Annotated in this window: 18 protein-coding genes; 10 read left to right on the top strand and 8 right to left on the bottom strand. The window is 60.0% G+C overall.

The window, feature by feature from the left end; translation table 11 throughout:
• Positions 1 to 134 precede the first annotated feature (134 nt).
• Positions 135 to 1,409 carry a glucose-1-phosphate adenylyltransferase gene (gene glgC, locus OKC43_RS05120; RefSeq protein WP_005337070.1) on the top strand — a complete coding sequence of 425 codons (1,275 nt, stop codon included), beginning with the start codon at positions 135 to 137 and terminating at the stop codon, positions 1,407 to 1,409.
• A gap of 84 nt (positions 1,410 to 1,493) precedes the next feature.
• Here glgC and OKC43_RS05115 read toward each other — a convergent pair whose 3' ends face one another.
• Both OKC43_RS05115 and OKC43_RS05110 read right to left on the bottom strand, forming a co-directional pair.
• Positions 1,494 to 3,491: a hypothetical protein gene (locus tag OKC43_RS05115; RefSeq protein ID WP_236271209.1), complete on the bottom strand. Its 1,998-nt coding sequence runs from the start codon at positions 3,489 to 3,491 to the stop codon at positions 1,494 to 1,496.
• Between the two features lie 195 nt (positions 3,492 to 3,686).
• Positions 3,687 to 4,238, bottom strand: coding sequence for a lipoprotein (locus tag OKC43_RS05110; protein WP_005337065.1), 552 nt, complete (start codon positions 4,236 to 4,238; stop codon positions 3,687 to 3,689).
• A 296-nt stretch (positions 4,239 to 4,534) separates the two neighbouring features.
• On the opposite strand from OKC43_RS05110, the gene OKC43_RS05105 reads away from it, so the two are divergent.
• Positions 4,535 to 5,254 carry a hypothetical protein gene (locus OKC43_RS05105; protein ID WP_409010821.1) on the top strand — a complete coding sequence of 240 codons (720 nt, stop codon included), beginning with the start codon at positions 4,535 to 4,537 and terminating at the stop codon, positions 5,252 to 5,254.
• Positions 5,255 to 5,266: 12 nt separating this feature from the next.
• On the opposite strand, the gene OKC43_RS05100 is transcribed toward OKC43_RS05105, so the two are convergent.
• From OKC43_RS05100 to OKC43_RS05090, 3 genes are all read right to left on the bottom strand, one after another.
• Positions 5,267 to 5,728, bottom strand: coding sequence for a DUF2919 domain-containing protein (locus tag OKC43_RS05100; RefSeq protein ID WP_270658484.1), 462 nt, complete (start codon positions 5,726 to 5,728; stop codon positions 5,267 to 5,269).
• A gap of 148 nt (positions 5,729 to 5,876) precedes the next feature.
• Positions 5,877 to 6,824: a magnesium/cobalt transporter CorA gene (gene corA / locus OKC43_RS05095; protein ID WP_005337059.1), complete on the bottom strand. Its 948-nt coding sequence runs from the start codon at positions 6,822 to 6,824 to the stop codon at positions 5,877 to 5,879.
• Positions 6,825 to 7,117: 293 nt separating this feature from the next.
• Positions 7,118 to 8,761 (bottom strand): electron transfer flavoprotein-ubiquinone oxidoreductase, encoded by a 1,644-nt coding sequence (locus OKC43_RS05090; RefSeq protein ID WP_236271212.1) that lies wholly within the window; start codon positions 8,759 to 8,761, stop codon positions 7,118 to 7,120.
• A gap of 169 nt (positions 8,762 to 8,930) precedes the next feature.
• Between OKC43_RS05090 and OKC43_RS05085 the strand changes: the two genes are divergently transcribed.
• The 5 genes from OKC43_RS05085 to aroG all read left to right on the top strand — a co-directional run bounded on the left by OKC43_RS05085 (position 8,931) and on the right by aroG (position 14,707).
• Positions 8,931 to 9,683 carry an electron transfer flavoprotein subunit beta/FixA family protein gene (locus OKC43_RS05085; protein ID WP_236271213.1) on the top strand — a complete coding sequence of 251 codons (753 nt, stop codon included), beginning with the start codon at positions 8,931 to 8,933 and terminating at the stop codon, positions 9,681 to 9,683.
• Positions 9,680 to 10,606 carry an electron transfer flavoprotein subunit alpha/FixB family protein gene (locus tag OKC43_RS05080; RefSeq protein WP_236271214.1) on the top strand — a complete coding sequence of 309 codons (927 nt, stop codon included), beginning with the start codon at positions 9,680 to 9,682 and terminating at the stop codon, positions 10,604 to 10,606. Before OKC43_RS05085 ends, OKC43_RS05080 begins: the two co-directional genes overlap by 4 nt.
• A gap of 225 nt (positions 10,607 to 10,831) precedes the next feature.
• Positions 10,832 to 11,920: a 3-phosphoserine/phosphohydroxythreonine transaminase gene (gene serC, locus OKC43_RS05075; RefSeq protein WP_236271215.1), complete on the top strand. Its 1,089-nt coding sequence runs from the start codon at positions 10,832 to 10,834 to the stop codon at positions 11,918 to 11,920.
• Positions 11,921 to 12,147: 227 nt separating this feature from the next.
• Positions 12,148 to 13,431: a 3-phosphoshikimate 1-carboxyvinyltransferase gene (aroA, locus tag OKC43_RS05070; protein WP_005351267.1), complete on the top strand. Its 1,284-nt coding sequence runs from the start codon at positions 12,148 to 12,150 to the stop codon at positions 13,429 to 13,431.
• A gap of 220 nt (positions 13,432 to 13,651) precedes the next feature.
• Complete coding sequence (aroG, locus tag OKC43_RS05065) at positions 13,652 to 14,707, top strand: 3-deoxy-7-phosphoheptulonate synthase AroG (RefSeq protein WP_236271216.1); 1,056 nt, start codon at positions 13,652 to 13,654, stop codon at positions 14,705 to 14,707.
• Positions 14,708 to 14,833: 126 nt separating this feature from the next.
• Here the strand turns inward: aroG and OKC43_RS05060 are convergent, their stop codons facing one another.
• Complete coding sequence (locus OKC43_RS05060) at positions 14,834 to 16,429, bottom strand: methyl-accepting chemotaxis protein (protein ID WP_270658487.1); 1,596 nt, start codon at positions 16,427 to 16,429, stop codon at positions 14,834 to 14,836.
• A gap of 256 nt (positions 16,430 to 16,685) precedes the next feature.
• Between OKC43_RS05060 and hutW the strand changes: the two genes are divergently transcribed.
• Complete coding sequence (gene hutW, locus OKC43_RS05055) at positions 16,686 to 18,047, top strand: heme anaerobic degradation radical SAM methyltransferase ChuW/HutW (RefSeq protein ID WP_236272749.1); 1,362 nt, start codon at positions 16,686 to 16,688, stop codon at positions 18,045 to 18,047.
• A gap of 111 nt (positions 18,048 to 18,158) precedes the next feature.
• On the opposite strand, the gene OKC43_RS05050 is transcribed toward hutW, so the two are convergent.
• Together OKC43_RS05050 and OKC43_RS05045 are read right to left on the bottom strand one after the other, a co-directional pair.
• Positions 18,159 to 19,547, bottom strand: coding sequence for a DEAD/DEAH box helicase (locus OKC43_RS05050; RefSeq protein WP_236272750.1), 1,389 nt, complete (start codon positions 19,545 to 19,547; stop codon positions 18,159 to 18,161).
• Between the two features lie 182 nt (positions 19,548 to 19,729).
• Positions 19,730 to 20,206 carry a glutathione peroxidase gene (locus OKC43_RS05045; RefSeq protein WP_236272752.1) on the bottom strand — a complete coding sequence of 159 codons (477 nt, stop codon included), beginning with the start codon at positions 20,204 to 20,206 and terminating at the stop codon, positions 19,730 to 19,732.
• A 350-nt stretch (positions 20,207 to 20,556) separates the two neighbouring features.
• Between OKC43_RS05045 and OKC43_RS05040 the strand changes: the two genes are divergently transcribed.
• Both OKC43_RS05040 and OKC43_RS05035 read left to right on the top strand, forming a co-directional pair.
• A complete protein-coding gene (locus OKC43_RS05040; protein ID WP_236272754.1) occupies positions 20,557 to 21,165 on the top strand; it encodes a 2OG-Fe(II) oxygenase in 609 nt (202 codons plus the stop codon).
• 204 nt (positions 21,166 to 21,369) lie between these two features.
• A complete protein-coding gene (locus OKC43_RS05035; RefSeq protein ID WP_058057457.1) occupies positions 21,370 to 22,359 on the top strand; it encodes a D-alanine--D-alanine ligase in 990 nt (329 codons plus the stop codon).
• The last annotated feature ends 150 nt before the right edge of the window (positions 22,360 to 22,509 follow it).

Here is a 22,509-nt window from a genome sequence, read left to right as displayed (position 1 = left end):
CAAAGCATGCTATTCCTCGCAACTCGGTGAAAAGGGTCAATTGAGATCGGTTAAATGTGAGTGAAACCACTTTCACAGGTGCCGAAACAGGCGAAGATGAGTTGAAAATAGATCAAACAAGGCAGAGGTAAATCATGTTGTTAGAGCCCGAAAATAGTGCCAAAGCACGACAATTATTGAACCAGAGTATGGCACTGGTGCTGGCGGGTGGACGTGGTAGTCGCCTGAAGCAGTTGACTGACAACCGCGCCAAGCCTGCCGTCCATTTCGGTGGCAAATTCCGGATCATTGATTTTGTGCTCTCCAACTGTATCAACTCGGGGATCCGCCGCGTTGGTGTAGTCACCCAATACAAATCTCACAGCCTGCTGCGTCACCTGCAATCGGGTTGGTCCTTCCTGCGTTACCAGATGAACGAATTCATCGACCTGCTCCCTGCCCAGCAACGGGTGGACGAGGTGCACTGGTATCGCGGCACCGCCGATGCCATCTACCAGAACGTCGATATCATCCGTGACTACGGCCCCAAATACCTGGTGGTGCTGGCGGGGGATCACATCTACAAGATGGATTACGCCGCCATGTTGCTCGACCATGTGCGCCTCGGTGCCAAGGTGACGGTCGCTTGTATCGAGGTGCCGCGGGCTGAGGCATCGGCCTTCGGGATCATGGATATCGACGAGCAGCGCAAGATCCGCGCATTCGTCGAAAAACCGGCCAATCCGCCCGCCATGCCGGGTTGCGAAGATCGCTCGCTGGCCTCCATGGGGATCTATATCTTCGAGGCGGAGTACCTCTACCAACTGCTGGAGGAGGATATTCACAATCAGGACTCCAAACACGACTTCGGGATGGATGTGATCCCCCGCATCGTGGAGGAGGGGATGGCATTTGCTCACCCTTTCAACATGTCCTGTGTCGGGGCACGCGAGGGGCAAAAGCCCTACTGGCGTGACGTGGGTACGCTGGACTCCTTCTGGGAAGCGAACATGGATCTCGCCTCCGTGCTGCCCGAGCTCGATATCTACGATCAGAACTGGCCCATCTGGACCAGCCAGACCCTGACGCCACCGGCCAAGTTTGTGCAGGATCGCAATGGTCAGCATGGCATGACCATCAACTCCATGTTCTCGGGCGGTACCATCGTCAGCGGGTCGTTTGTGCTCAACTCGGTGCTCTTTACCAATGTGCGGGTGCACTCCTTCTGCACCCTGGATCAGGCCATCATCTTCCCCGGGGTAGAGATTGGTGCCGGTTGCCGTCTGCGCCGGGTGGTGGTGGACAAGGGATGTGTGCTGCCCGATGGGCTGGTGGTGGGCGAGAATGCCGATGAGGATAGCCGCCGCTTCTACCGCTCCGAGCAGGGGATTGTGCTGGTGACCAAGGAGATGCTGGACAAGCTGGTTTGAGGAAGGCCCTTGAAACTGTGTCAGACGCTGTAATGCAAAGGGAGCCAATCTGGCTCCCTTTTTCATGCTGGTGAATGGCGAGGATTATTCGCTGACCACCGCTTTGGCGGCCATCACCATGGCGGTGCCGTGCTTGCCACCGGCGGCAGTCACTTGCGGTACGCCATCTTCGTCGGTGTCGCTACCGGCACCTTCGATGATGTTCTCGCCGGAGTCACCGATCCACTCGGCCATCTGCATGCCACCGTTGACGGTGCCACGGAACCAGCTGACGTACTGACCGGTCAGCTTGGCCAGCTCCAGCTCGGGCGCCTTCTCGGCCCCTTCGTTGCGCAGGTTCAGCATGGCTGAGCGCAGGGCGCCGGAGATGGCAGCTTGGGTCCAGGGGGTGTATTCACCCTGTTTACCCGCCAGCCAGGTGCCCGCCTTGGCATTGAAGTAGGCCTTGTCGGTGGCGATGAACAGCTCGCGGGCGGCAGTGCGGTACTTGGCATCGGAGGTAGCGAGGAACGCAGCGGTCAGACCACGGATGGCGGCGAACTGTGCATCGATGGAGTGGCCGGCATCGAGCTTGCCACCCAGCGTGATGCCGTCATGCACCAGACCATTTTTGCCCTTGAGGTTGGCAAGGATGAAATCGGCCTGTTTGCGGATCAAGTCGAGCGCCTCTTGACCCTGCTTGGTCTTGAGGTTCAGCTCGCCATTGTCACCGGCGGCGTAACCGACCGGCAGCGCGTCCTGAGCGCGCTGGAAGATCTGCAGGGCGACCAGTGCGTAAGCGGCGTCAAAGGTGGTGACGTGCTTGCCCTGTTTGCCTGCCTGCCAGCTGTCGACCAGGGTACCAGCCTTGGCATCAAAGTGCAGGGCTGCCAGGTTCTTGAAGGTGAGGTTTGAGAGATTGATCGCCAGCGAGAAGGCATCGCTGCCCGCAACCGCTTTGCCCAGGTCATTGACCTGGTTGGCAGCCGGTGCGGCGGCAAACGGCGCACCGTCAAACACGGCGTGGAAGGCCGGGTTCTGGTTGGTGTTGGCGCTGCGCTGATCGCTGAAGGCATAGAACTCGGAGAGCGGCCACAGCATCATCCAGGCATCGCGCAGCTGGGCGGAACCATCCACCACCTCCAGCTTGCCGATGGCACCGGCATCGTTGTTGCTGGTTTCGGTCACTTTCACCTGATGGGGGAAGTAAATCACGCCCTTGGCCGGATCGTACTGCGGGGTGATCTTGGCGCCCAGTTGCTTGCCGTCGAAGCCGAGCTGGTTCTGCATGATGGCCAGCTTGTCGATGGATTGCTCGGTCAGCATCATGCCGTTGAAGCCATCGGCGGCAGAGACGCCCAGCTTGTGCTTGCCATCCTGATCCATGGTGGCGGAGGCGGCTTCTACCTCTTCATCGGTCTCGGCCACGTGCATGCCGCCGAGGAAGTCCTGGGACCACATCACCTCTTTGAGCAGGATGCCGCCCACCGCTGCGGGCACCAGCAGGTTGTCGCTGCCGCTCCAGCGCAGGGTGCTGTAGTCGCGGAAGTAGGCGGGCACCTGGGTCTTGACGGTTTTCTCGGTCCCTTTGGCGGTCTTGATGGTGATCTGGTCGCCATTGACCGGGGTGGCGTTGACGGCCTGGGCAAACTCCGGATTGGCGGAGGCATAGGGCAGGGAGAGGGGATACATGCCCTGCGGCACTTCATCGGCCGGGAAGCCAACGGCATCGGCCATGGCCAGCACTCGTTGCCCCAGAGAGGCCATGGTGCCACCACGAGCTAGGTTTTGCGGCCCGTTCACCAGATGCGGGCCCATGCCGGATTGGTAGTTGAGGGCGTACATCGCCTCTTCGGAGTATTCGTAGGATTCGATGCCGGCAGCGAAGTCGAACGGGGTCGGCTCATCGGCACGGTTGGCATCCAGCACATCCAGATCCAGCCCCAGCGCTTCGGCCAGCGGCTCACCGGAGAGCTCGAATTCGGTATAGGCCAGCATGTTGGCGGCGGTATTGAATGTCTTGTCTTCGACTTTGACGGCAGCGTGTGCGGCGCCGCTGATCAGTGCGCAGGCGATCGCCTGAACCAGTACGTTTTTTCTCATGTCCCTTCTCACCATTGGTTTTATTATTGACGCTTCTCATGACGAATCTAAATGAGAATGGTCTGCATTATGCTGTGTTGGCGGGGACTTGAGAAGTAAAAAACCGCCCCATTCGGCTGCACGTTAAACCGGATGTGCGCTGTCGAAGAGGACGGTTATCTGTTTATTGCGCTGAAAGTGCCAGTGCGGTGGGGATCAGAGCAGCTTGAACGGGATGACCAGACGGCCCGGCTCTACCTTGAGGGCTTCGACCTTCTCCTTGATCCTGGCTTCGTTCTTGCGGCTGCTGTCGAGGCGGTAGACCGGCGTTTGCGACAGGAACAGGGAGAGCGACTGATTGAAGGTGGGCAGCAGCGGGGTGAGGGCAGCCCCGATATCGGCCGGCTCGGTCTTGACCGAGACCAGTTCAAGGTCGCGCAGATAGATGGCGCCCTGATCGGCTACATAGTCCGGACGGGCACTCAGGGCAAAGCGGATCTTCATCTGCTGGCTGCCAAGGGGGCTGCTCACCTGCAGGTCGCCAGCGGCGTCCAGCTCGATGCGATCTGCTTGTTTGCGGCCGATACGGCTCTGCATCTCATCCAGACGGATCTTGCTCGACATGATACCGGGGATCCCCAGCTGTTTTTCAAAAGAGACCTGATCTTTGAGGTACTGGTTGATTTCGGCCTCGCTGACGTTGTACTGGGTCAGGGAGCAGGCCCCCAGCAGCAGGGCGAGGGGGAGTAACAACAGCTGTTTCAACATGATGGATTCCGCTTGGGCAACTATGATGGCGCTATCTTACGCGATAACGGGCGTGGAATGAGAGCCTCATACCGTGGGAAATCACGGAGTTGCTGCATTCCCGATTGTTTTTTGGCAACCGCCGGGTTCATCATCGACGGGTGAGCGGAATAGGGCTGAGCTGTTGGCTGCAGGCGCAGGTCTACGCCTTAAGCAGAGAGAAGAGAACAGAGTGCGAGAAGAGCACAGAGAACGAGGAGAGCGTAATGGTTCGGATGGGCAAGGTTGGCCGCAGGGCGCTGCTGTGGCTTGGCTGCATGATGGGACTGTGGAGCCCGTCGCTGTGGGCCGAGGTGAAGGTGATCCCGGTCTTCGAGGCGCAGGCGGCGGTGCAGACCCTCAAGGAGATCTATCCCCAGCTTGGGGTCAGCGCCATGGGTAACCAGTTGGTGCTGAGCGGGACGCCAGCCCAGCTGCAGGAGGCCGAAGCCACGCTGGCGCAGGTCAATCAGCCGCCGCAAAGTCTGCTTATCGAGTGGCGGGTCGATGGTGTCGCCAGCGGTCAGCAACTGGGGGGCTCAATCAGTCGCGACGAGGCCAAACGGCAGTGGCTGCTCGATGGCAACGCCCAGCACTACCAGCGCAGCCAGAACGACAGCTGGCAGGTGCGGGGGCTGTCGGGTCGTCCCGTGTTGCTGCAGATGGGCTCCTATCAACCGGTGACTTTCTACCAATGGAACGGGGGGGCCGTGGTGGGGATGATGCCGCTGGTGAACGGCCTCTATGCCACGGCTACCTTGATTGGCGATCGGGTGCAGATTGCGCTGAGCAGCGAACAGGCGCGGTTGGATCAGGGCACCATCAATCGTGGGCAGAGTGCCACCGAGGTGAGCGGGGCCCCGGGCCAGTGGCTGACGGTGGGGGAGCTCTCGACCAGCTCAGAGGATCAAGGAAGCAGCCTCGGCACCCAGCTACAGGGAGGGCGAGGCAGCCAGAGCGAGCGCCAGACCCTGCAGATCCGGGTCACTCGTCAATAGGTGTCAGCCCCGTTAGTGGGGCTGGTCTGCGGCATATTCCCGTAGCTGGCGACTGCGCAGCAGATACCAGAGTGACCAGAGGCTGGCGACCAGCACCAGTGCGGTGGGCCAGCTGAACGACCACTTCTGCAGATTGAGGCTGTGCAACTGCATCAGCATACCGCTGACGGCAGAGCAGAGCAGCAGCAGCGGGCTGTGGCGCCGGAGTCTGGCGCGAATGCTCTGGGTCTGCTGATAGGTGCCGCCGCAGGCGAGCAACGCCAGGATGGCGGGCACGTCGGTCAGCAGGCTGATGTAGAGGGTGATCTTGTCTGGATAGAAGAGGGTCAGGATCTCGCTGCCGCTCTCGCGGGTGACCCCTGCCATCAAAAAGAGCGAGACCGAGCGGGTCAGCAACAGGGCGATGGGCCAGAACCAGAGGGGCGGGCGCAACTGGCCGTGATCGTCATATCGGTGTTCGGGGTAGAGGGTCATGGTTGCCCGTTATCCACTTGAATTGAGTGATGGAGGGGATATGGGGCGACGAAGCGCCCTTTGCAAGGCGTTGGGCGTGGTGCAAATTAATCGGGGGGCAATGCCCCCCAATCGGTTTCTTCAGATATCGCATCGCGCGTCAGCGGCGTTACAGCCAGCCTTTGCGCTTGAAGAAGAGGCCGGTGCCGAGCGATGACATCACCATCAGCACCAGTGACATGGGATAACCATACTCCCAGGCGAGCTCCGGCATACGGCCGAAGTTCATGCCGTAGATACTGGCGATCAGGGTCGGCGGCAGGAAGATCACGGCGGCTACCGAGAAGATCTTGATCACCTTGTTCTGCTCCAGATTGGTCACCCCCATGGAGGCCTCCAGCTGGAAGTTGATCTTGTCGAACAGGAACTGGGTGTGGGGCAACAGAGATTCCACGTCGTGCAGCATCTCGTCGATCCACTTGTTCTGTTCAAGGCTCATGCGCTGGCGCAGGCTGCGTTTGAGGAAACGCAGGGCGCGGCGGGTATCGTGCAGAGAGAGACGGATCTGGCCGTTGGCCTCTTCCTGTGCCATCAACTCTTTGAGCATGGGGTTGATCTGATCCGGCTCGAAGATCTGATCGGCGGTGTTTTCCAAGGTCTTGTAACCATCTTCGATAAGGTCGGAGAGGTACTCCACCTTGAGGTTCTGCACCTCCAGCAGGATGTCGAGGGCATCCTCCACCTCCAGCCGATCCTGGCGCATATAGTGGCGCAGCAGGCGCACCAGCCCGATGTCATCTTCACGAATGCTGATCAGCAGGTTGTTGCGCAGGGTAAAGGAGACGTGGACACCCTTGGTGTCACGACCGATCCGCTGGGGAAACAGGGAGTGAATGTGCAGACCATCGGTATCCCAGTAAAAACGGGCGGATGCTTCGATGTCGTCGAGCTCTTCCTTGTCGGGGACCTCTTCCAGGAACAGGCCCGTCAACCATTCTCGCTCTGCCGTGTCCGGCTTGTAGGCATCCAGCCAGACCGTGTTGTCAGGTACTATGTCGTCAGGCCCGAGCGTGACTATATCCAGCACCTTGTTGTTGAGAATGTAGGCGGTGATCATCTGTCCCCCCTTAAAAAGTCATGGGTAATCAGGGATGGTTGCACAGGTCATGCGGCCTTAGATCGCTGCAGAAGGCGATCCCGTGGATAAGCAGATCGGGCCGATGGAAAACCTGAATGCGGCGAACTATACAGGGGCGGGCCGCGCTTGTCAGGGGCTATTCATCAGGGATTCAGCTTGTTTGTTCAAAAAAACAGCGAGGTCGGATCACCTGAGCGGCTATGCGGGGTAGAACCCAGCCTTTGGCCGGGGGAGGGCTAGTTGGGGCTGCCTGTTGCTATCGCCCCGCTTCATTACATATTCGGATAATTGGGCCCGGAGCCCCCCTGTGGCGGTGTCCAGATGATATTTTGACTGGGATCTTTAATGTCACAGGTCTTGCAGTGAATACAGTTGGCTGCGTTGATTTGCAGTTTGGCCGCGCCTTCCATTTCCAGCACTTCAAACACCCCGGCCGGGCAGTAGCGTTGGGCGGGTTCGGCCCAGGTGGGCAGATTGACCTCGACCGGAATGCGCTCGTCCTGCAGCTTGAGGTGACAAGGCTGATCCTCGTCGTGACTGGTGTTGGCCAGATACACAGACGAGAGTTTGTCAAAGCTCAGCTTGCCATCGGGTTTGGGATAATTGATGGGCTCGCAGCGGCTGGCCACGCGCAGCTGACGGTAGTCGTGAGCCTTATCGAGCAGCTTGAAGGGCGAGTTTGCGCCAAACAGCCGTTGCTCCAGCCAGTTGAAGGCACCGCCCAACCAGGGACCATAGCGGTGAAGCGCCGCGCCGAAGTTGCGCGCCGTCTTGAGTTCGCGGGCCAGCCAGCTCTGGTGCAGCTCGTCACCATACTGGGCCAGATCCCGGCCCCCTTCATCGCCCCCCCGCAGCGCCATCGCGACGGTTTTTGCCGCCAGCATGCCGGACTTCATGGCGGTGTGGATCCCCTTGATGCGGGAAAAGTCGAGGGTGCCGGCATCACAGCCGATCAGCAGGCCGCCCGGGAAGTGCATGCGGGGCAGGGCGTGCCAGCCCCCCTTGGTGATGGCGCGGGCGCCATAGCTGATGCGTTCACCCCCTTGCAACACGCCGGCGATAAGCGGGTGATGCTTGAGGCGCTGGAATTCGTCGAACGGGCTGAGCCAGGGATTCTGGTAGTTGAGATCGACAATCAGCCCGACCGCGACCTGATCCCCCTCCATGTGATAGAGATAGAAACCGCCGTGACTATTGCCGCCCCCCTGCTTGCCAAGGGGCCAGCCACTGCCGTGCAGCACCTGTCCCGCTTTGCCTTGGCTAGCAGGCAGTTGCCACAGCTCCTTGAAGCCGATGGCATAGTGCTGGGGCTGGGCAGGGCTTGCCAGATTGAATGTGGCGATCAGCTGCTTGCCGAGATGACCGCGGGCCCCTTCGGCAAAGAGGGTGTAGCGGCCGAGAAGCGCCATGCCGGGCACATGATCTGCTTTCGGATTGCCTGCCCGATCCAGCCCCAGATCGCCGGTGATCACCCCCTTGACCCGGCCCGCTTCCATGATAAGTTCGCTGGCGGTAAATCCCGGGTATATTTCGACTCCCAGTTTTTCCGCCTGTTGGCCAAGCCAGCGGCAGAGATTGCCCAGACTGACCACATGGCAACCCTCATTGTGCATCCGGGGCGGCACTGCCCAGGCGGGGAGTTGCAGGGAGCGTTGCTCGCTTTGCAGCAGATGCACCTGATCGTCGTTGACCGGTACGCCGAGCGGCGCTTGCTGCCAGCAATCCGGCAGCAGCTCTTGCAAGGCGACGGGATCAAAAAGGGCGCCTGAGAGCAGATGGGCGCCAATTTCCGCCCCCTTCTCCAGCAGACAGACAGAGAGAGTGGCATCCTGCTGTTTCAGGGCGATGGCTGCACTGAGCCCCGCCGGACCGCCGCCGACGATGACGACATCAAATTCCATTGCTTCCCGTTCCATCTTGCCTCTGCGCTCTGGTTGGCCTAGGGTAATGCTGGTAGTTTACGTAAACGTAAAGCAGTTGTAAGCAAAGCTGAGCAAGAAAAAGCAAAAAATCAGGGAAGAGCGTACTGCAACAAACGCAGAGGCACACTAATGAATTCAATCCAAAGAGACGAGGCATGACCCCATGAAGCTGCTGGTCGCAATCAAACGGGTAGTCGACTACAACGTCAAGATCCGGGTGAAGGGAGACGGCTCCGACGTGGAGCTGGCCAATGTGAAGATGGGGATCAACCCCTTTTGTGAAATTGCGGTGGAGGAGGGGGTCAGGCTGCGGGAAGCTGGGGTTGCCAGCGAACTGGTGGTGGTGACCTTTGGCCCTGACGCTGCCGCCGAGCAACTGCGCCATGGGCTGGCGCTGGGGGCGGATCGGGCGCTGCATTATGTCACCGATGAGACGCTCGCCCCGCTGACGGTTGCCCGCGCCTTGCACAAGGTGTGTAAGCAGGAGCAGCCGGATCTGGTGCTGCTCGGCAAACAGTCCATCGATTCAGACAACAATCAGGTGGCCCAGATGCTGGCTGCTCTCAATGATTGGCCGCTGGCGACCTGCGCGTCCGCCCTTAAGGTGGAAGCGGGAGAGCTGCTGGTGACTCGCGAAATCGACGGTGGCCTCGAGACCCTGGGCATGCCGTTGCCTGCCGTGGTGAGCGCCGATCTGCGTTTGAATGAACCGCGCTTTGCTTCGCTGCCCAACATCATGAAGGCCAAGCGCAAGCCGCTTGATAGCGCCCCCTTCTCGACACTTGCCGTTGAGGTGGCCAATCAGACCCGCTTGCTCGGGGTGATGGCGCCGCCAGCCCGCAGCGCTGGGATCAAGGTGGGCTCGGTGGACGAGCTGGTGGACAAACTCAAACACGAAGCGAAGGTGCTGCCATGAGCGTGCTGATCATTGCCGAACATCATCAAGGCCATCTGGCCGACAACGTGGCACAACTGGTGACCGCAGCCGGCTCCATCGGCGGTCAGGTTGATCTGCTGTTGCTCGGGCAGGGGCTGACCGAGGCGGGTGAACAGGCGGCAGCTCTCGGCGGTGTCGACAAGGTTCTGCTTGCCGAACATCCCCTGCTGGCCGACGGGCTGCTGGATGGGGTCGACAAGCTGCTGGCCAGCTGGTGTCAGGGTTACAGCCACTGCCTGATGGCGGCGAGTGCCATGGGCAAGGCGTTGCTGCCACAGGTGGCGGCACGGCTCGGGGTGGAGATGCTCTCCGAGGTAACGGCTATCGAGAGCAGCGACACCTTCCTGCGCCCCATCTATGCGGGCAATGCCATTGCCAGAGTGGCAAGCTCGGCGCCCGTCAAATTGATGACAGTGCGGGCCACCGCGTTTGCCAAGGCGGCGACGGGCGGGCAGGCTCTCATCGAGCACTTGGCCGTGCCCGAATTCGCTGGCCGTACCCGGCTGGTCGAGCGCCGCGCGGTGCGCTCCAGCAGGCCCGAATTGACAGCCGCTCGGGTCGTGGTCTCCGGTGGTCGGGCGCTGGGCTCAAAGGCGCAATTTGCCCTGATTGAGGCGCTGGCCGACAAGCTGGGCGGCGCGGTGGGGGCATCGCGGGCCGCCGTTGATGCGGGATATGTCGCCAACGATCTTCAGGTGGGGCAGACCGGCAAGGTGGTGGCGCCCGAGCTCTATATCGCGGTCGGCATTTCGGGCGCCATCCAGCATCTTGCTGGGATGAAGGAGTCGAAGGTGATCGTGGCCATCAACAAGGACAGCGATGCCCCCATCTTTCAGGTGGCGGACTACGGACTGGTGGGGGATCTCTTCACCCTGCTGCCGGAGCTCACCGCCAAACTGTAAATTTGTCAGAAATGGCTGAGCTGTGGTCGTTTATGCGCTCTGCCCGCCATTTCTGTGCATGTTCCTTGCAAGCCCTGACCCGTTCAGGGCTTTTTCTCCTGCAAGGGGGATGCAGAGTGACGGTAAAAGGTTGAGCCAGCTCCCAAAAAGCCTTTGATCCGCTGGCTGCTCTTGTGTAAAACCTGACAAGTCATCGATTACTCTCATCCACTCACGGAAAGCGTCATGAGCAAACAGATTTACAACTTCTGCGCCGGCCCCGCCATGCTGCCGGTTGAAGTCATGGAGCGCGCCCAGCGCGAATTTTGTAATTTTCAGGGGCTGGGAGCCTCGGTCATGGAGCTTTCCCATCGCGGCAAGCCCTACATGGCGGTGGCCGAGAAGGCCGAAGCGGATCTGCGCGAACTGCTGGCGGTGCCGGACAACTACAAGGTGCTCTTCATGCACGGTGGCGGCCGCGGTCAGTTCTCCGCCGTACCCATGAACCTGCTGGGCGGGGCCAACAAGAAAGCGGACTTCCTGCTGACCGGCGTCTGGTCCCAGAGCGCGGTGGATGAAGCCAAAAAGTATGGCGATATCCAGACCTTCCAGGGGGTTGCCAAGAACGAGCAGGGGGTCTCTCACCTGCTGCCGACCCCGGCGTTTCGCGCCGATGCGGCTTATGTTCACTACTGCCCGAACGAAACCATTGACGGCATCGAGATGTTTGACATCCCGGCTACCGGCGAGGTGCCGCTGGTGGCGGATCTCTCCTCCACTATTCTCTCCCGTCCTCTCGATGTGAGCCGCTTTGGCATTATCTATGCCGGTGCCCAGAAAAATATCGGGCCGTCCGGGCTTGCCATCGCCATCGTGCGCGATGATCTGCTGGATCAGGCGAGAGCCGATGTGCCCTCGATTTTTGACTACAAGCTCACAGCCAAGAACGACTCCATGTTCAACACGCCGCCCACCTACGCCTGGTATCTGGCCGGTCTGGTATTCGAATGGCTCAAGGAACAGGGTGGCCTCGAGGCAATGGAAGCGCGCAACAAGGAGAAGGCAGACTTCCTGTATGACTATCTCGATCAGTCGAGCTTCTATGGCAATCAGGTGGATGTCAGCTGCCGTTCGCGGATGAACATCCCGTTCCAGCTGAAAAATGCCGAGCTGGACAAGCAGTTCCTGGCCGAATCGGAAGCGGCCGGCCTGCTGGCCCTCAAAGGGCACCGCATCGTCGGTGGCATGCGCGCCAGCCTCTACAACGCCATGCCGCTGGAGGGAGTGAAGGCCCTGGTGAGCTTTATGGATGGCTTTGCCAAGCGCAACGGCTGAGAAGAGAGTACTCACATGCCTGCTGGCGGCCTCTCGTGACAACTCGTGAGCCGCTTCCAGCTACTGCAGTGATTCAAGACGCCGGGGATACCCCGGCGTCTTTTTTTCAACAGAACCAGCGCGCTGGCGTTTGCCGTGCGATTTCCCCTGAAAGTGCCCTTGCCGAGCGGGACGCAGGCTGTTAACGTCCGGACAGGCGTTTATTTTTGAGATAGCACAGGAAGTCTATGAATTCGTTGCGTTTGGAACCCATTTCTCGTGTGGCCGGTGAGGTTAATCTGCCCGGCTCCAAGAGTGTCTCTAACCGTGCGCTGCTGCTGGCGGCGCTGGCTCGTGGCACCACCCGTCTGACCAACCTGCTCGACAGCGATGACATTCGTCATATGCTGGCTGCGCTGACCCAACTCGGGGTCAAGTACAAGCTCTCCGCCGACAAGACCGAGTGTACCGTGCAGGGTCTGGGTCGCAGTTTTGCGGTGAAAGAGCCGGTCAATCTGTTCCTCGGCAACGCCGGTACTGCCATGCGACCGCTCTGCGCCGCCCTGTGCCTCGGCTCAGGTGAATATACTCTGGGCGGCGAGCCGCGCATGGAAGAGCGTCCCATCGGCCATCTGGTGGATGCCCTGCGTGAAGCAGGTGCCCATATCCAGTACCTGAAACACGATGGTTATCCGCCGCTGGTGGTGGACGCCAAGGGGCTGTGGGGCGGTGACGTCCATGTCGATGGTTCTGTTTCCAGCCAGTTCCTGACCGCGTTTTTGATGGCAGCGCCGATGGCGGCCGGTGATACCAGGATCCACATCAAGGGGGAGCTGGTCTCCAAGCCCTACATCGACATCACCCTGCACATCATGAAGCAGTTCGGGGTGGTCATCGAGCATGACAACTACAAGCTGTTCTATATCAAGGGCAACCAGACCTATATCAGCCCGGGTGATTTTCTAGTGGAAGGGGATGCCTCCAGCGCCTCCTACTTCCTCGCGGCGGGTGCCATCAAGGGCAAGGTGCGGGTTACCGGTATCGGCAAGCACAGCATTCAGGGTGATATCCACTTCGCCGACGTGCTGGAGAAGATGGGCGCGCGCATCACCTGGGGTGATGATTTCATCGAGGCGGAGCAGGCGCCGCTGCACGGAGTGGATATGGACATGAACCATATTCCCGATGCGGCCATGACCATCGCGGTTGCCGCGCTGTTTGCCGAGGGGCCGACCTCCATTCGCAATATCTACAACTGGCGGGTGAAAGAGACCGACCGTCTGCACGCCATGGCGACCGAGCTGCGCAAGCTGGGCGTCGAAGTGGAGGAGGGGCATGACTTTATCACCGTGACCCCGCCGACCCAGCTCAAGCATGCCGAGATTGATACCTACAACGATCACCGTATCGCCATGTGCTTCTCGCTGGTGGCGCTGTCGGATACCCCGGTCACCATCAATGATCCCAAGTGCACGTCGAAGACCTTCCCGGATTACTTCGACAAGCTGGCCAGTATCAGCCAGCGTGGCTGATCACTGACAAACCCGTCATCACAGACGCTTCGGGCCCGCGCTGAGCGGGCCTTTATGCCTTCCTCATCCGCACTTCCATTTCGCCTAGCATCATTTCAATAACTTGCAAGATTGATATATAAAATAGTTTTGTGATTGCTGTAATTTCCTATTTACACATGCCCTGTCGCGGGCTATGTTGAGATTTCCTAATCGCAGTCATCTAGCAGGAAGCCTTGTCATGCAGCATCAAACCGACGACGTTCGTATCAGTGAAATCAAAGAGTTATTACCCCCGGTTGCGGTGCTTGAGAAGTTTCCGGCTACCGAGGTGGCCTCGTCCACCGTTTTTGAATCCCGTCAGGCCATTCACAATATCCTGGCTGGCGAAGATGATCGTCTGCTGGTGGTGATTGGCCCTTGCTCCATCCACGATCCGGTTGCCGCGCTGGAGTACGGCAAGCGCCTCAAGGCGCTGCGCGACGAGCTGAAAGATCAGCTGGAGATCGTGATGCGGGTCTACTTCGAAAAACCGCGCACCACAGTGGGCTGGAAGGGGCTGATCAACGATCCGTACCTCGACAATAGCTGCAAGATCAACGACGGTCTGCGCATTGGTCGCAAGCTGTTGCTGGATCTCAACGACATGGGACTGCCAACCGCCTCCGAGTTCCTCGACATGATCACCCCGCAATATGTGGCGGATCTGATGAGCTGGGGCGCGATCGGTGCCCGTACCACCGAATCCCAGGTACACCGCGAGCTGGCCTCCGGTCTCTCCTGTCCGGTGGGCTTCAAGAACGGCACTGACGGCACCATCAAGGTTGCCATCGATGCCATTGGCGCTGCCAGTGCGCCGCACCACTTCCTATCGGTCACCAAATACGGTCACTCCGCCATCGTGGCGACCCGCGGCAACCCGGACTGTCACATCATTCTGCGTGGTGGTCGTGAGCCGAACTACAGCGCGGCCCATGTCAGCGAAGTTGTGAAGGGGCTGGAGAAGGCCGGTCTGCCGCAGAAGGTGATGATCGACTTTAGTCACGCCAACAGCAGCAAACAGTTCAAGAACCAGATGGTGGTGGCCGAAGATGTAGCCGGTCAGCTGCGTGCCGGCAGCAAGGCGGTGTTTGGTGTGATGGTGGAGAGCCATCTGGTAGAAGGCCGTCAGGATCTGGTGGAAGGGTGTGAACTCACCGTCGGCCAGAGCATCACCGATGCCTGCATCGGTTGGGCCGATACCGAAGTGCTGCTGCGCAACCTGGCGGATGCCGTCGCAACCCGCAACGCCGGTTAAAGCCGTCCCGGCGGCGCTGTTTATCGTCAACGCGCCGCTGGAACAGCAACGCTGCCGCTCGGCCAAATCGAATCCATAAAGCAAAAGCGCGACCCTCGGGTCGCGCTTTTTCGTTGGTGAGGTGGATTACCAACGGTAGGTTTTCAGCAGCGCCTCCAGTTTCTGGCACTGCTCCACCAGCTGGATGCTGGCGAGGTTGGCGGCGTGCGCCTGACCCAGGGTGTCGTTGGAGGTGTTGCGAATGTCGCTTACCGAGCTGTCAACCTCATGGCAGACCCTGTCCTGCTCTTCGGCCGACTGCGCCATCTGGGCGTTGAGGTCGTTGATGCGGGCGATGCGCTCGATGATGTTCTGCATGGCTGCCAGGGTCGCTTCGGTCTTGCTGATGCTCTCATCGGCTTTGCTTTTTGCATCCCCGATCACCGTAACTGCGCTCTGGGCCTCATTTTGCAGGGCGGCGATCATCTGTGAGATCTCTTCGCTGGCGGCGCGGCTGCGGTTGGAGAGGGCCCGCACTTCATCGGCTACTACCGCAAAGCCACGGCCTTGTTCGCCTGCCCGGGCCGCTTCAATCGCAGCGTTGAGGGCCAGCAGGTTGGTCTGATCGGCAATTCCCTTGATCACCTCGAGTACGCCGTCAACCGCCAGGCAGCGGCTGTCGAGTTGCTGGATCACCTGATCCACCCGATCGATCTCTGCCGACATCTCGCCCATGTCGGTGATGGAGTGTTGGGCGAGGCGACTGGTGTCGGCGGCATCCTGATTGGTGAGGGCGGAGAGCTCGGCGCTGTGGCGGGCATGTTCGCGCACTTCGTGAGAGCTGGCGGCCAGCTCGCTGACGGCGGCGGCGACCTGGGTGGTCATCCCCTCTTGCTGGCGGGCCGAGTTTTCGGTCTGGGTCGCCACCTGACGGATCTGGTTTGATTCCTGATAGAGCTGGTGGGTCGCCCCTTCCACCTCCTGCAGGCTGTGGCGGAAGCCCTGCACCATGTCATTGACGGCGCGGGTCATCTGGCCCAGTTCATCCCGGCTGTGATTGACCAGGGGGAGGGCGAGATCGCGCTCTTTGGCCATCCGGATCATGGTGAGCTGCAGCTGGCGCAGGGGGTGTTTCACGTAGCGTTGCAATACCCACCAGAGCAAGCCGAAGCCGAGGCTGAAGACGGCGGCCAGGCTGCCGCTCAGGATCAGGTTGTTGTGGCGGATCTCGCCGAAGGTGTGGCTGAGGTCATAACTGATCCGCACTGCCCCCATCACGGTTCCTTCATTGACCTGGTGGCAGGTGAGGCACTGGGTGCCGCGATACTCCTTGTAGGCTTTGAACGGTTTGATCAGGGTGAGCCGGTTGCCCTGCTGCTCCAGAATGGCTTCTCCCTGATTGATGGCTCGCTCATCGAGGAGATCCTGCGCTTTCTGATCCGGATGACCCGGGCCAAACAGGTTGCTGACGGCGGAGGCGCGTACCAGACGGGCTTCAACGATGCCCGCTTCACTCTTGAGTTTGGTCTGCACTATCTGCCGGTAGGCCATGCCACCTGTCATCATCAGCACGTTCACCTGATCCATATAGGTGTTGGCCATGCCCTCAACTTTCTCCTCTGCCAGCCGGATGGCGAGATCCCGTTGCAGCCAGGCGGAGAGTTCGAAGCAGAGGCCAAAGGTGGTGCTGATGACCAGCGCAAGAGGGAGGAATATTTTCCAGTTCAAGGAGAGGTTATGCATTTTGGGCAAGTTCCATGCGCTTGGTGTTGTTATGTGATCCCGTATCATCTTGATCGTAGACGAAGAAACGGCGGGAGATGGTTCTCTATCGGCACACGATAAACACTCTTGAGTAAATAATCTGTTAAGCAGATCGGTAATGCAGGTTGCCAAAATACCTTTCGGGAGGGGGGCTGCTCCTCGGGTTGATCCAGAACAAATTGCTAGTAACGATAATCGTTATCATTGTCATTATTTGCTGATAATAGTGACCATCATGAATCTGACCCCTTCCATGACCGGTATTGCCACGCCGGATCCCCTCAAGTTTGCTTTTAGCGCCAAGACCTCGGCTCACGCCAGTCGGGGAGGGATGCGCCCCTTCCCGTTGGATGAGGCTGGCTGGCAGAGCTGGTGGCAGCGAGAGAGTGAAGCTGAGGAGCGCGCCCTCTACATCCATATTCCGTTTTGCCGCAAGCGCTGCAGCTTCTGCAATTTCTTTGAAAATGGCGCCAACCCGGCGCGGATCAACCGCTATGTCAACGCCTTGTGCGCCTCCCTTGCGCAGGCGGCTGACACCCCGCTGGCGCAGAGCATGCCCTTTTCAGCCGTCTATGTGGGGGGCGGTACGCCGACCGACATGAGCGCCGACGAGTTGGCCATGCTGGCTGCCGTGATCCGCCGTTTTCCGCTGGCGGCGGATGCCGAGGTGACACTGGAGGGGCGCCTCAACGGCTTTGATGATAAGAAATGGCAGGTGGCGCTGGCGGGGGGCTTCAACCGCTTCTCCTTCGGGGTGCAGAGCTTTGATACCCGGGTGCGTCAGCAGGCGGCCCGTTTCGATGACAGGGAGACCTTGCTGACCCGTCTGGGTGAGCTGACCCGGGATGATGCGGCTGTGATCGTGGCGGATCTCATCTTTGGTCTGCCCGGTCAGGATGATGTCGTATGGCAGCAGGATATCCGCGATGTGATGGCGAGCGGTGTACACGGGGTCGATCTCTACCAGCTCATCGCCATGCAGGGCACCAATCTGGAGCGGGCGCAGGAGAAGGGCACCCTGGATTGGCTCGCCGATGGCCAGCAGCGGGCGGCCATGTATGCCTATGGCGGGGAGCAACTGGAAGCTCACGGCTGGGAGCGTCTCTCTTGCAACCACTGGCGGCGCAGCCCGGCCGAGCAGAGCCGTTATAACCAGATGGCCAAGCGCGGTGCGGAGATCCTCCCCTTTGGCGCCGGTGCGGGGGGTAGCATTCTTGGCCACGGTTTGATGTATGGACGGGATCTGGCCCCATGGCATGAAGCGCTGGCCAGTGGCAAGCGGGCGCCCGGGATGGTGATGGGACGCAATCCCAATGCAAGGATGGACGGTCTGCTGCGTGGCGCCCTCGACAGTGGCGTGCTGGCGCTGGATCGCCTGCCAACGCCTTTGCTGACCCATCTGATGCCGCTTTTTGCCGCCTGGCAGCAGCACGGGCTGGCCGAGATCGAGAGCACTCGGTTGCAACTCACCCTCGCCGGACGCTTCTGGAACGTCAATATGCAGGCTGGCTTGTTCGAGTTCTTACAGCACAATCCGCTCGATGGTTCAGCGCCGCCCAGCCATGGTACCGCCGCGGTGCGCCATTCGCTGGTTTGAGCCCGAGCGGAGCATTTGCACGGAGCACTTGCATGGCTCCGAGCGATCCATAACGAAAGAGGGAGCCTTGCAGGCTCCCTCTTTTGGCTTGGCAGTTAGCGTCGCGCGAGCTTACTCGTCGCTGCTCTCCTGATAGCTGTCACGCTGCGCCTTGGGCAGGCGGCGCATCGGCGCAAAGCCGATATCCTCGCCCACTACTTCCCGCTTGCGGGCTGGTGCAGTTTTTTTGCTGGCGTCACCCTTGGCTTTGCCCTTGCCCGCGGTAGGCTTGCCCTTGGCATTGCTGCTCTTGGCGTTGGCATGGCCGCGAGCCCGAGGCGGGTTCTGCACCGGCTTGCTGCCAGGCAGAGTCTGGCGACTCGGCTTGCCGCTTGGCTCATACCCTTCCAGGATCTCCACGGACAGGGATTGGCCGATCAGGGCTTCGATCGCCTTGAGCTGACCCAGCTCGTCCTGGCTGACCAGCGAGATGGCCTCGCCGCCACGACCGGCGCGGCCGGTACGGCCGATACGGTGGATGTAATCTTCCGCCATCTGGGGCAGTTCAAAGTTGATCACGTAGGGCAGTTGATCGATATCGAGACCGCGGGCGGCGATATCGGTCGCTACCAGCACCCGCACCTCGCCACTGCGAAAATCGGCCAGCGCCCGGTTGCGGGCACCCTGGCTCTTGTCACCGTGGATCGCCACGGTATTGAGACCATCTTTTTGCATCTGCTGGGCGAGGCGGTCGGCGATCTGCTTGGTGCGAACAAACACCAGCACCCGTTGCCAGTTGCCACGGCCAATCATGTGGGAGAGCAGCTCGCGGCGGCGTTCCCGATCCACCTGAATGATGCGCTGGGTCACCTGCTCGGCGGCAGTATTACTGGGGTCCACCTCGATCAGGGTGGGGTCGTTCAGCAGGTCATCCGCCAGCGCCTTGATCTCGCTTGAGAAGGTGGCAGAGAAGAGCAGGGTTTGCCGCTCTGCAGGCAGCGCCTTCATGATGCGGCGGATGTCGACGATAAAGCCCATGTCGAGCATGCGATCCGCTTCATCCAGCACCAGCACTTCCAGCTGGCTCAGGGTCAGGGCGCCCTGGGTCAGCAGATCCAGCAGACGGCCCGGGGTGGCGACCAGAATGTCCACTCCCAGCTTGATGGCGTCCAGATTGGGCTTGATGCTGACACCGCCATAGGCGATCAGAGTCTTGAACGGCAGGTGGTGGGCATACTTGATGATGCTCTCGCCCACCTGTGCCGCCAGTTCGCGGGTCGGGGTCAGTACCAGTGCGCGCACCTGACGACGGCCACGACCGTGGTTGGCCAGCAGACGCTGCAACATCGGCAGGGTGAAACCGGCCGTTTTGCCTGTGCCTGTCTGAGCGCCGCCGAGCACATCCTGACCGGCCAGAATGGCCGGAATCGCTTGCTGCTGGATGGGGGTTGGCTGTTCGTAACCCAGCTCCTTGACGGCCCGCAGAATATGCGGAGACAGACCCAGTTCGTTGAATGACATGTTCGAGAGAAACTCCTGAGATGAGCCTTTGGCTCAACGGGCAGCCAGCATATTGGGGCCAGCCACGATATGGAAAAGATAGTGGGGCCGTAATATAGCAAAAGAGCGGCCGCTGCGCAGTAGCTGTCGCACCGGCCGCCATACAATCGTTCAACGCAGTGGCGTAAAACGGTGCGGGAGCATCAGAGCATCTTGCGGATCTGCTCGGCCAGACTCTCCGGTTTGGCCTGGGGGGCAAAGCGCTCCACCACCTTGCCATCGCGGTCGATCAGGAACTTGGTGAAGTTCCATTTGACGTTTTCCAGCCCAAGAAAGCCCGGTTTCTGTTGCTTGAGCCACTGATAGAAGGGGTGGGCATGCTCACCGTTGACATCGCACTTGGCCATGATGGGGAAGGTGACCGGATAGTCGAGAGAACAGAAGCGGGCGATCTCGTCCGCATCCCCCGGCTCCTGATGGCCAAACTGGTTGCAGGGGAAGCCCAAAATCACCAGCCCCTTGGGGCCGAGCTCCCGATAGAGCGTTTCCAGCCCTTCATATTGGGGAGTAAAGCCGCAGCGACTGGCCACATTGACCACCAGCACCACCTTGCCCGCCAGTTGAGCCAGCGGGTAGGGGGTACCATCCAGTCGTTGCAAAGTGAGATCGGGCAGAGGCATGAGAAGATCCTTTCGTGGGTGATGCGCGGGTTGTGCCGTGAGTGGTTCGGTCGGTGACAGAGACAAGCGCCGGATGAACAGCAACATGGCGATGCGGATACGGTATCGGCTGGCTCTTGGCACCGCAAGGAGGCCGCGGCGCCTCCTCGTCCCGATTGCAAGGGCCATCACAGTTTCGACAGCCAATACGCTCTTTGGCAGGGCGGGATCACAACTGGCGACAAAAATGCGGGGCGGTGGGCAGCAACTCGCGTATTGATGTTGGGACTTCTCAAGAGAAGCAAACCGGTTTGTGACTTTGCCGGTAAGTCGCTACAAAGCGCCCTCTTTCCACTCATTGTGAGCCAATCTTGGACTATCAAGCTGCCATGGATGCCATTTACACCCGGGGATGGGTGATAGTGGATGATTTTTTGACCGCCGCCGAGGTGGATGCCCTCAAAGCCTGTTTGCCAAGCGAATGGCAACCGGCCGGGATCGGCCGTGACGCCCTGCACCAGGGCAATCCCGATATTCGCCGTGACCAGATCCACTGGCTGGAGCCCTCCTTCGGTGCGCCGGTGGCCGACTACCTCGCCCGGATGGAGTCCCTGCGTCTTGCCGCCAACCGGATGCTGATGCTGGGATTGTTCGACTACGAGGCCCACTTCGCCCGCTATCGCAGTGGGGATTTTTACGCCACCCATCGGGATGCCTTTGCCGGTCGCTCCAACCGCCGTCTTACCACCGTGTTTTACCTCAACAACGACTGGCTGCCCGAAGCGGGTGGAGTGCTGCGCATGTATGACGACAAGGAGCAGTTTCTGATGGATGTGAGCCCCAAGGGGGGGCGGCTGGTCATGTTTCTCTCCGAGGAGTTTCCCCACGAGGTGCTGCCTGCCAATCGCGAGCGCTACAGCATTGCCGGCTGGTTTCGGGTCAATGGCAACGGCATGGGAAGGGTCGATCCCCCGCGCTGAGGGGCAATGTGTCCCGATTTTGACACAGGGGAGACTTTTCACTGCAAGAAGTGGGGTCATGGGTCTCCCATCAGCTGACAAGGGTTGATCTCCCTTGCTACACTGGCGCGCACTTATGTTCGTATCTGGCTTCGTCCGGTTTTTATGGTGGTTGGCTTATCAAATGGTCATGACGAGGCCGCTTTTCCCAAGGGATCACATCTAATGAAGAACATGCATGTCTTGCTGCTGTGCGGCGGCGGTGGCTCCGAGCACGAAGTTTCTCTGCGCAGCGCCAATTTCCTCGAGCAACAACTGGGCCTTCTGCCCGGTGTCGAAGTGACCCGCGTCGAGATGTTCGCCGATCGCTGGCTCAGTGCCGATGGCCGCGAGTGCAAGCTGGGGCTCGACAAGCTGCTTTCGTTTGACAGCGTAGCCCGTCCGGTGGATTACGTGGTGCCCTGCATCCACGGCTACCCGGGTGAGACCGGCGATCTGCAATCCTTCCTCGAACTGGCCGGATTGCCTTATCTCGGTTGCGATGCCGAGGCGAGCAAGATCTGCTTCAACAAGATCAGCACCAAGCTGTGGCTCTCCGCCATCGGCATTCCCAACACCCCGTACCTGTTCCTGACCGAGCAAAATGAGGCGGCGCTCGCCGAGGCCAAAGCCGCGCTGGCCAAGTGGGGCAAGGTCTTTATCAAGGCGGCCTCCCAAGGCTCTTCCGTTGGCTGCTACTCCGCCAGCAACGAAGCGGATCTGGTAAAGGGCATTGCCGATGCCTTTGGTTACTCCGAGCAGGTACTGATTGAGAAGGCGGTCAAGCCGCGCGAGCTGGAAGTGGCGGTTTACCAGTACGGTGACGAGCTGGTGGCCACCTATCCGGGCGAGATCTGCGTGCCGCAGGACAAGTTCTACACCTATGAAGAGAAGTACAGCAGTGCCAGCCATACCGAGACGGCACTGCGTGCCGAGGGGCTGACCCAGGCGCAGGCCGATGCGATCCACGAGTATGCCCTCAAGGCGTTCCGTCAGCTGAAACTGACCCATCTCTCGCGCATCGACTTCTTCCTGACTGAGGAGGGGGAGATCCTGCTGAATGAAATCAACACCTTCCCGGGCATGACCTCCATCTCCATGTTCCCGAAACTGCTGGAGCATCACGGTCACCGCTTCGCCGACTACCTTGAGCAGATCCTGCGCAAGGCCAGCTAAGCGCGGTCTCCCGCTTGCGGGGAGAAGCAGGACCCAATAAAAAATCCCCGCCAATCGGCGGGGATTTTTTTATGCCTTTATCAAGCGGGGCAGGCCAGCTTGAAGGGATAAACAGGCGGGGAGGGGATGACTCTTCCCCGCCTGTTGCTA

The organism is Aeromonas sp. Y289-2 (assembly GCF_027705925.1).
In the GTDB taxonomy this organism is placed as follows: domain Bacteria; phylum Pseudomonadota; class Gammaproteobacteria; order Enterobacterales; family Aeromonadaceae; genus Aeromonas; species Aeromonas veronii.
Note: the sequence above shows the minus strand (reverse complement) of the source record. Positions and strands in the feature narration are given on the sequence as shown.

Excerpts from the sequence above, each read along its gene's own strand:
- glgC (WP_005337070.1), top strand. The coding sequence starts at position 135 with ATGTTGTTAGAGCCCGAAAATAGTGCCAAAGCACGACAATTATTGAAC.
- aroA (WP_005351267.1), top strand. The coding sequence starts at position 12,148 with ATGAATTCGTTGCGTTTGGAACCCATTTCTCGTGTGGCCGGTGAGGTT.
- OKC43_RS05045 (WP_236272752.1), bottom strand. The coding sequence starts at position 20,206 with ATGCCTCTGCCCGATCTCACTTTGCAACGACTGGATGGTACCCCCTAC.
- corA (WP_005337059.1), bottom strand. The coding sequence starts at position 6,824 with ATGATCACCGCCTACATTCTCAACAACAAGGTGCTGGATATAGTCACG.
- OKC43_RS05115 (WP_236271209.1), bottom strand. The coding sequence starts at position 3,491 with ATGAGAAAAAACGTACTGGTTCAGGCGATCGCCTGCGCACTGATCAGC.
- serC (WP_236271215.1), top strand. The coding sequence starts at position 10,832 with ATGAGCAAACAGATTTACAACTTCTGCGCCGGCCCCGCCATGCTGCCG.
- OKC43_RS05080 (WP_236271214.1), top strand. The coding sequence starts at position 9,680 with ATGAGCGTGCTGATCATTGCCGAACATCATCAAGGCCATCTGGCCGAC.
- OKC43_RS05050 (WP_236272750.1), bottom strand. The coding sequence starts at position 19,547 with ATGTCATTCAACGAACTGGGTCTGTCTCCGCATATTCTGCGGGCCGTC.
- OKC43_RS05090 (WP_236271212.1), bottom strand. The coding sequence starts at position 8,761 with ATGGAACGGGAAGCAATGGAATTTGATGTCGTCATCGTCGGCGGCGGT.
- OKC43_RS05100 (WP_270658484.1), bottom strand. The coding sequence starts at position 5,728 with ATGACCCTCTACCCCGAACACCGATATGACGATCACGGCCAGTTGCGC.
- aroG (WP_236271216.1), top strand. The coding sequence starts at position 13,652 with ATGCAGCATCAAACCGACGACGTTCGTATCAGTGAAATCAAAGAGTTA.
- OKC43_RS05110 (WP_005337065.1), bottom strand. The coding sequence starts at position 4,238 with ATGTTGAAACAGCTGTTGTTACTCCCCCTCGCCCTGCTGCTGGGGGCC.
- OKC43_RS05105 (WP_409010821.1), top strand. The coding sequence starts at position 4,535 with ATGATGGGACTGTGGAGCCCGTCGCTGTGGGCCGAGGTGAAGGTGATC.
- OKC43_RS05085 (WP_236271213.1), top strand. The coding sequence starts at position 8,931 with ATGAAGCTGCTGGTCGCAATCAAACGGGTAGTCGACTACAACGTCAAG.
- OKC43_RS05035 (WP_058057457.1), top strand. The coding sequence starts at position 21,370 with ATGAAGAACATGCATGTCTTGCTGCTGTGCGGCGGCGGTGGCTCCGAG.
- hutW (WP_236272749.1), top strand. The coding sequence starts at position 16,686 with ATGAATCTGACCCCTTCCATGACCGGTATTGCCACGCCGGATCCCCTC.
- OKC43_RS05060 (WP_270658487.1), bottom strand. The coding sequence starts at position 16,429 with ATGCATAACCTCTCCTTGAACTGGAAAATATTCCTCCCTCTTGCGCTG.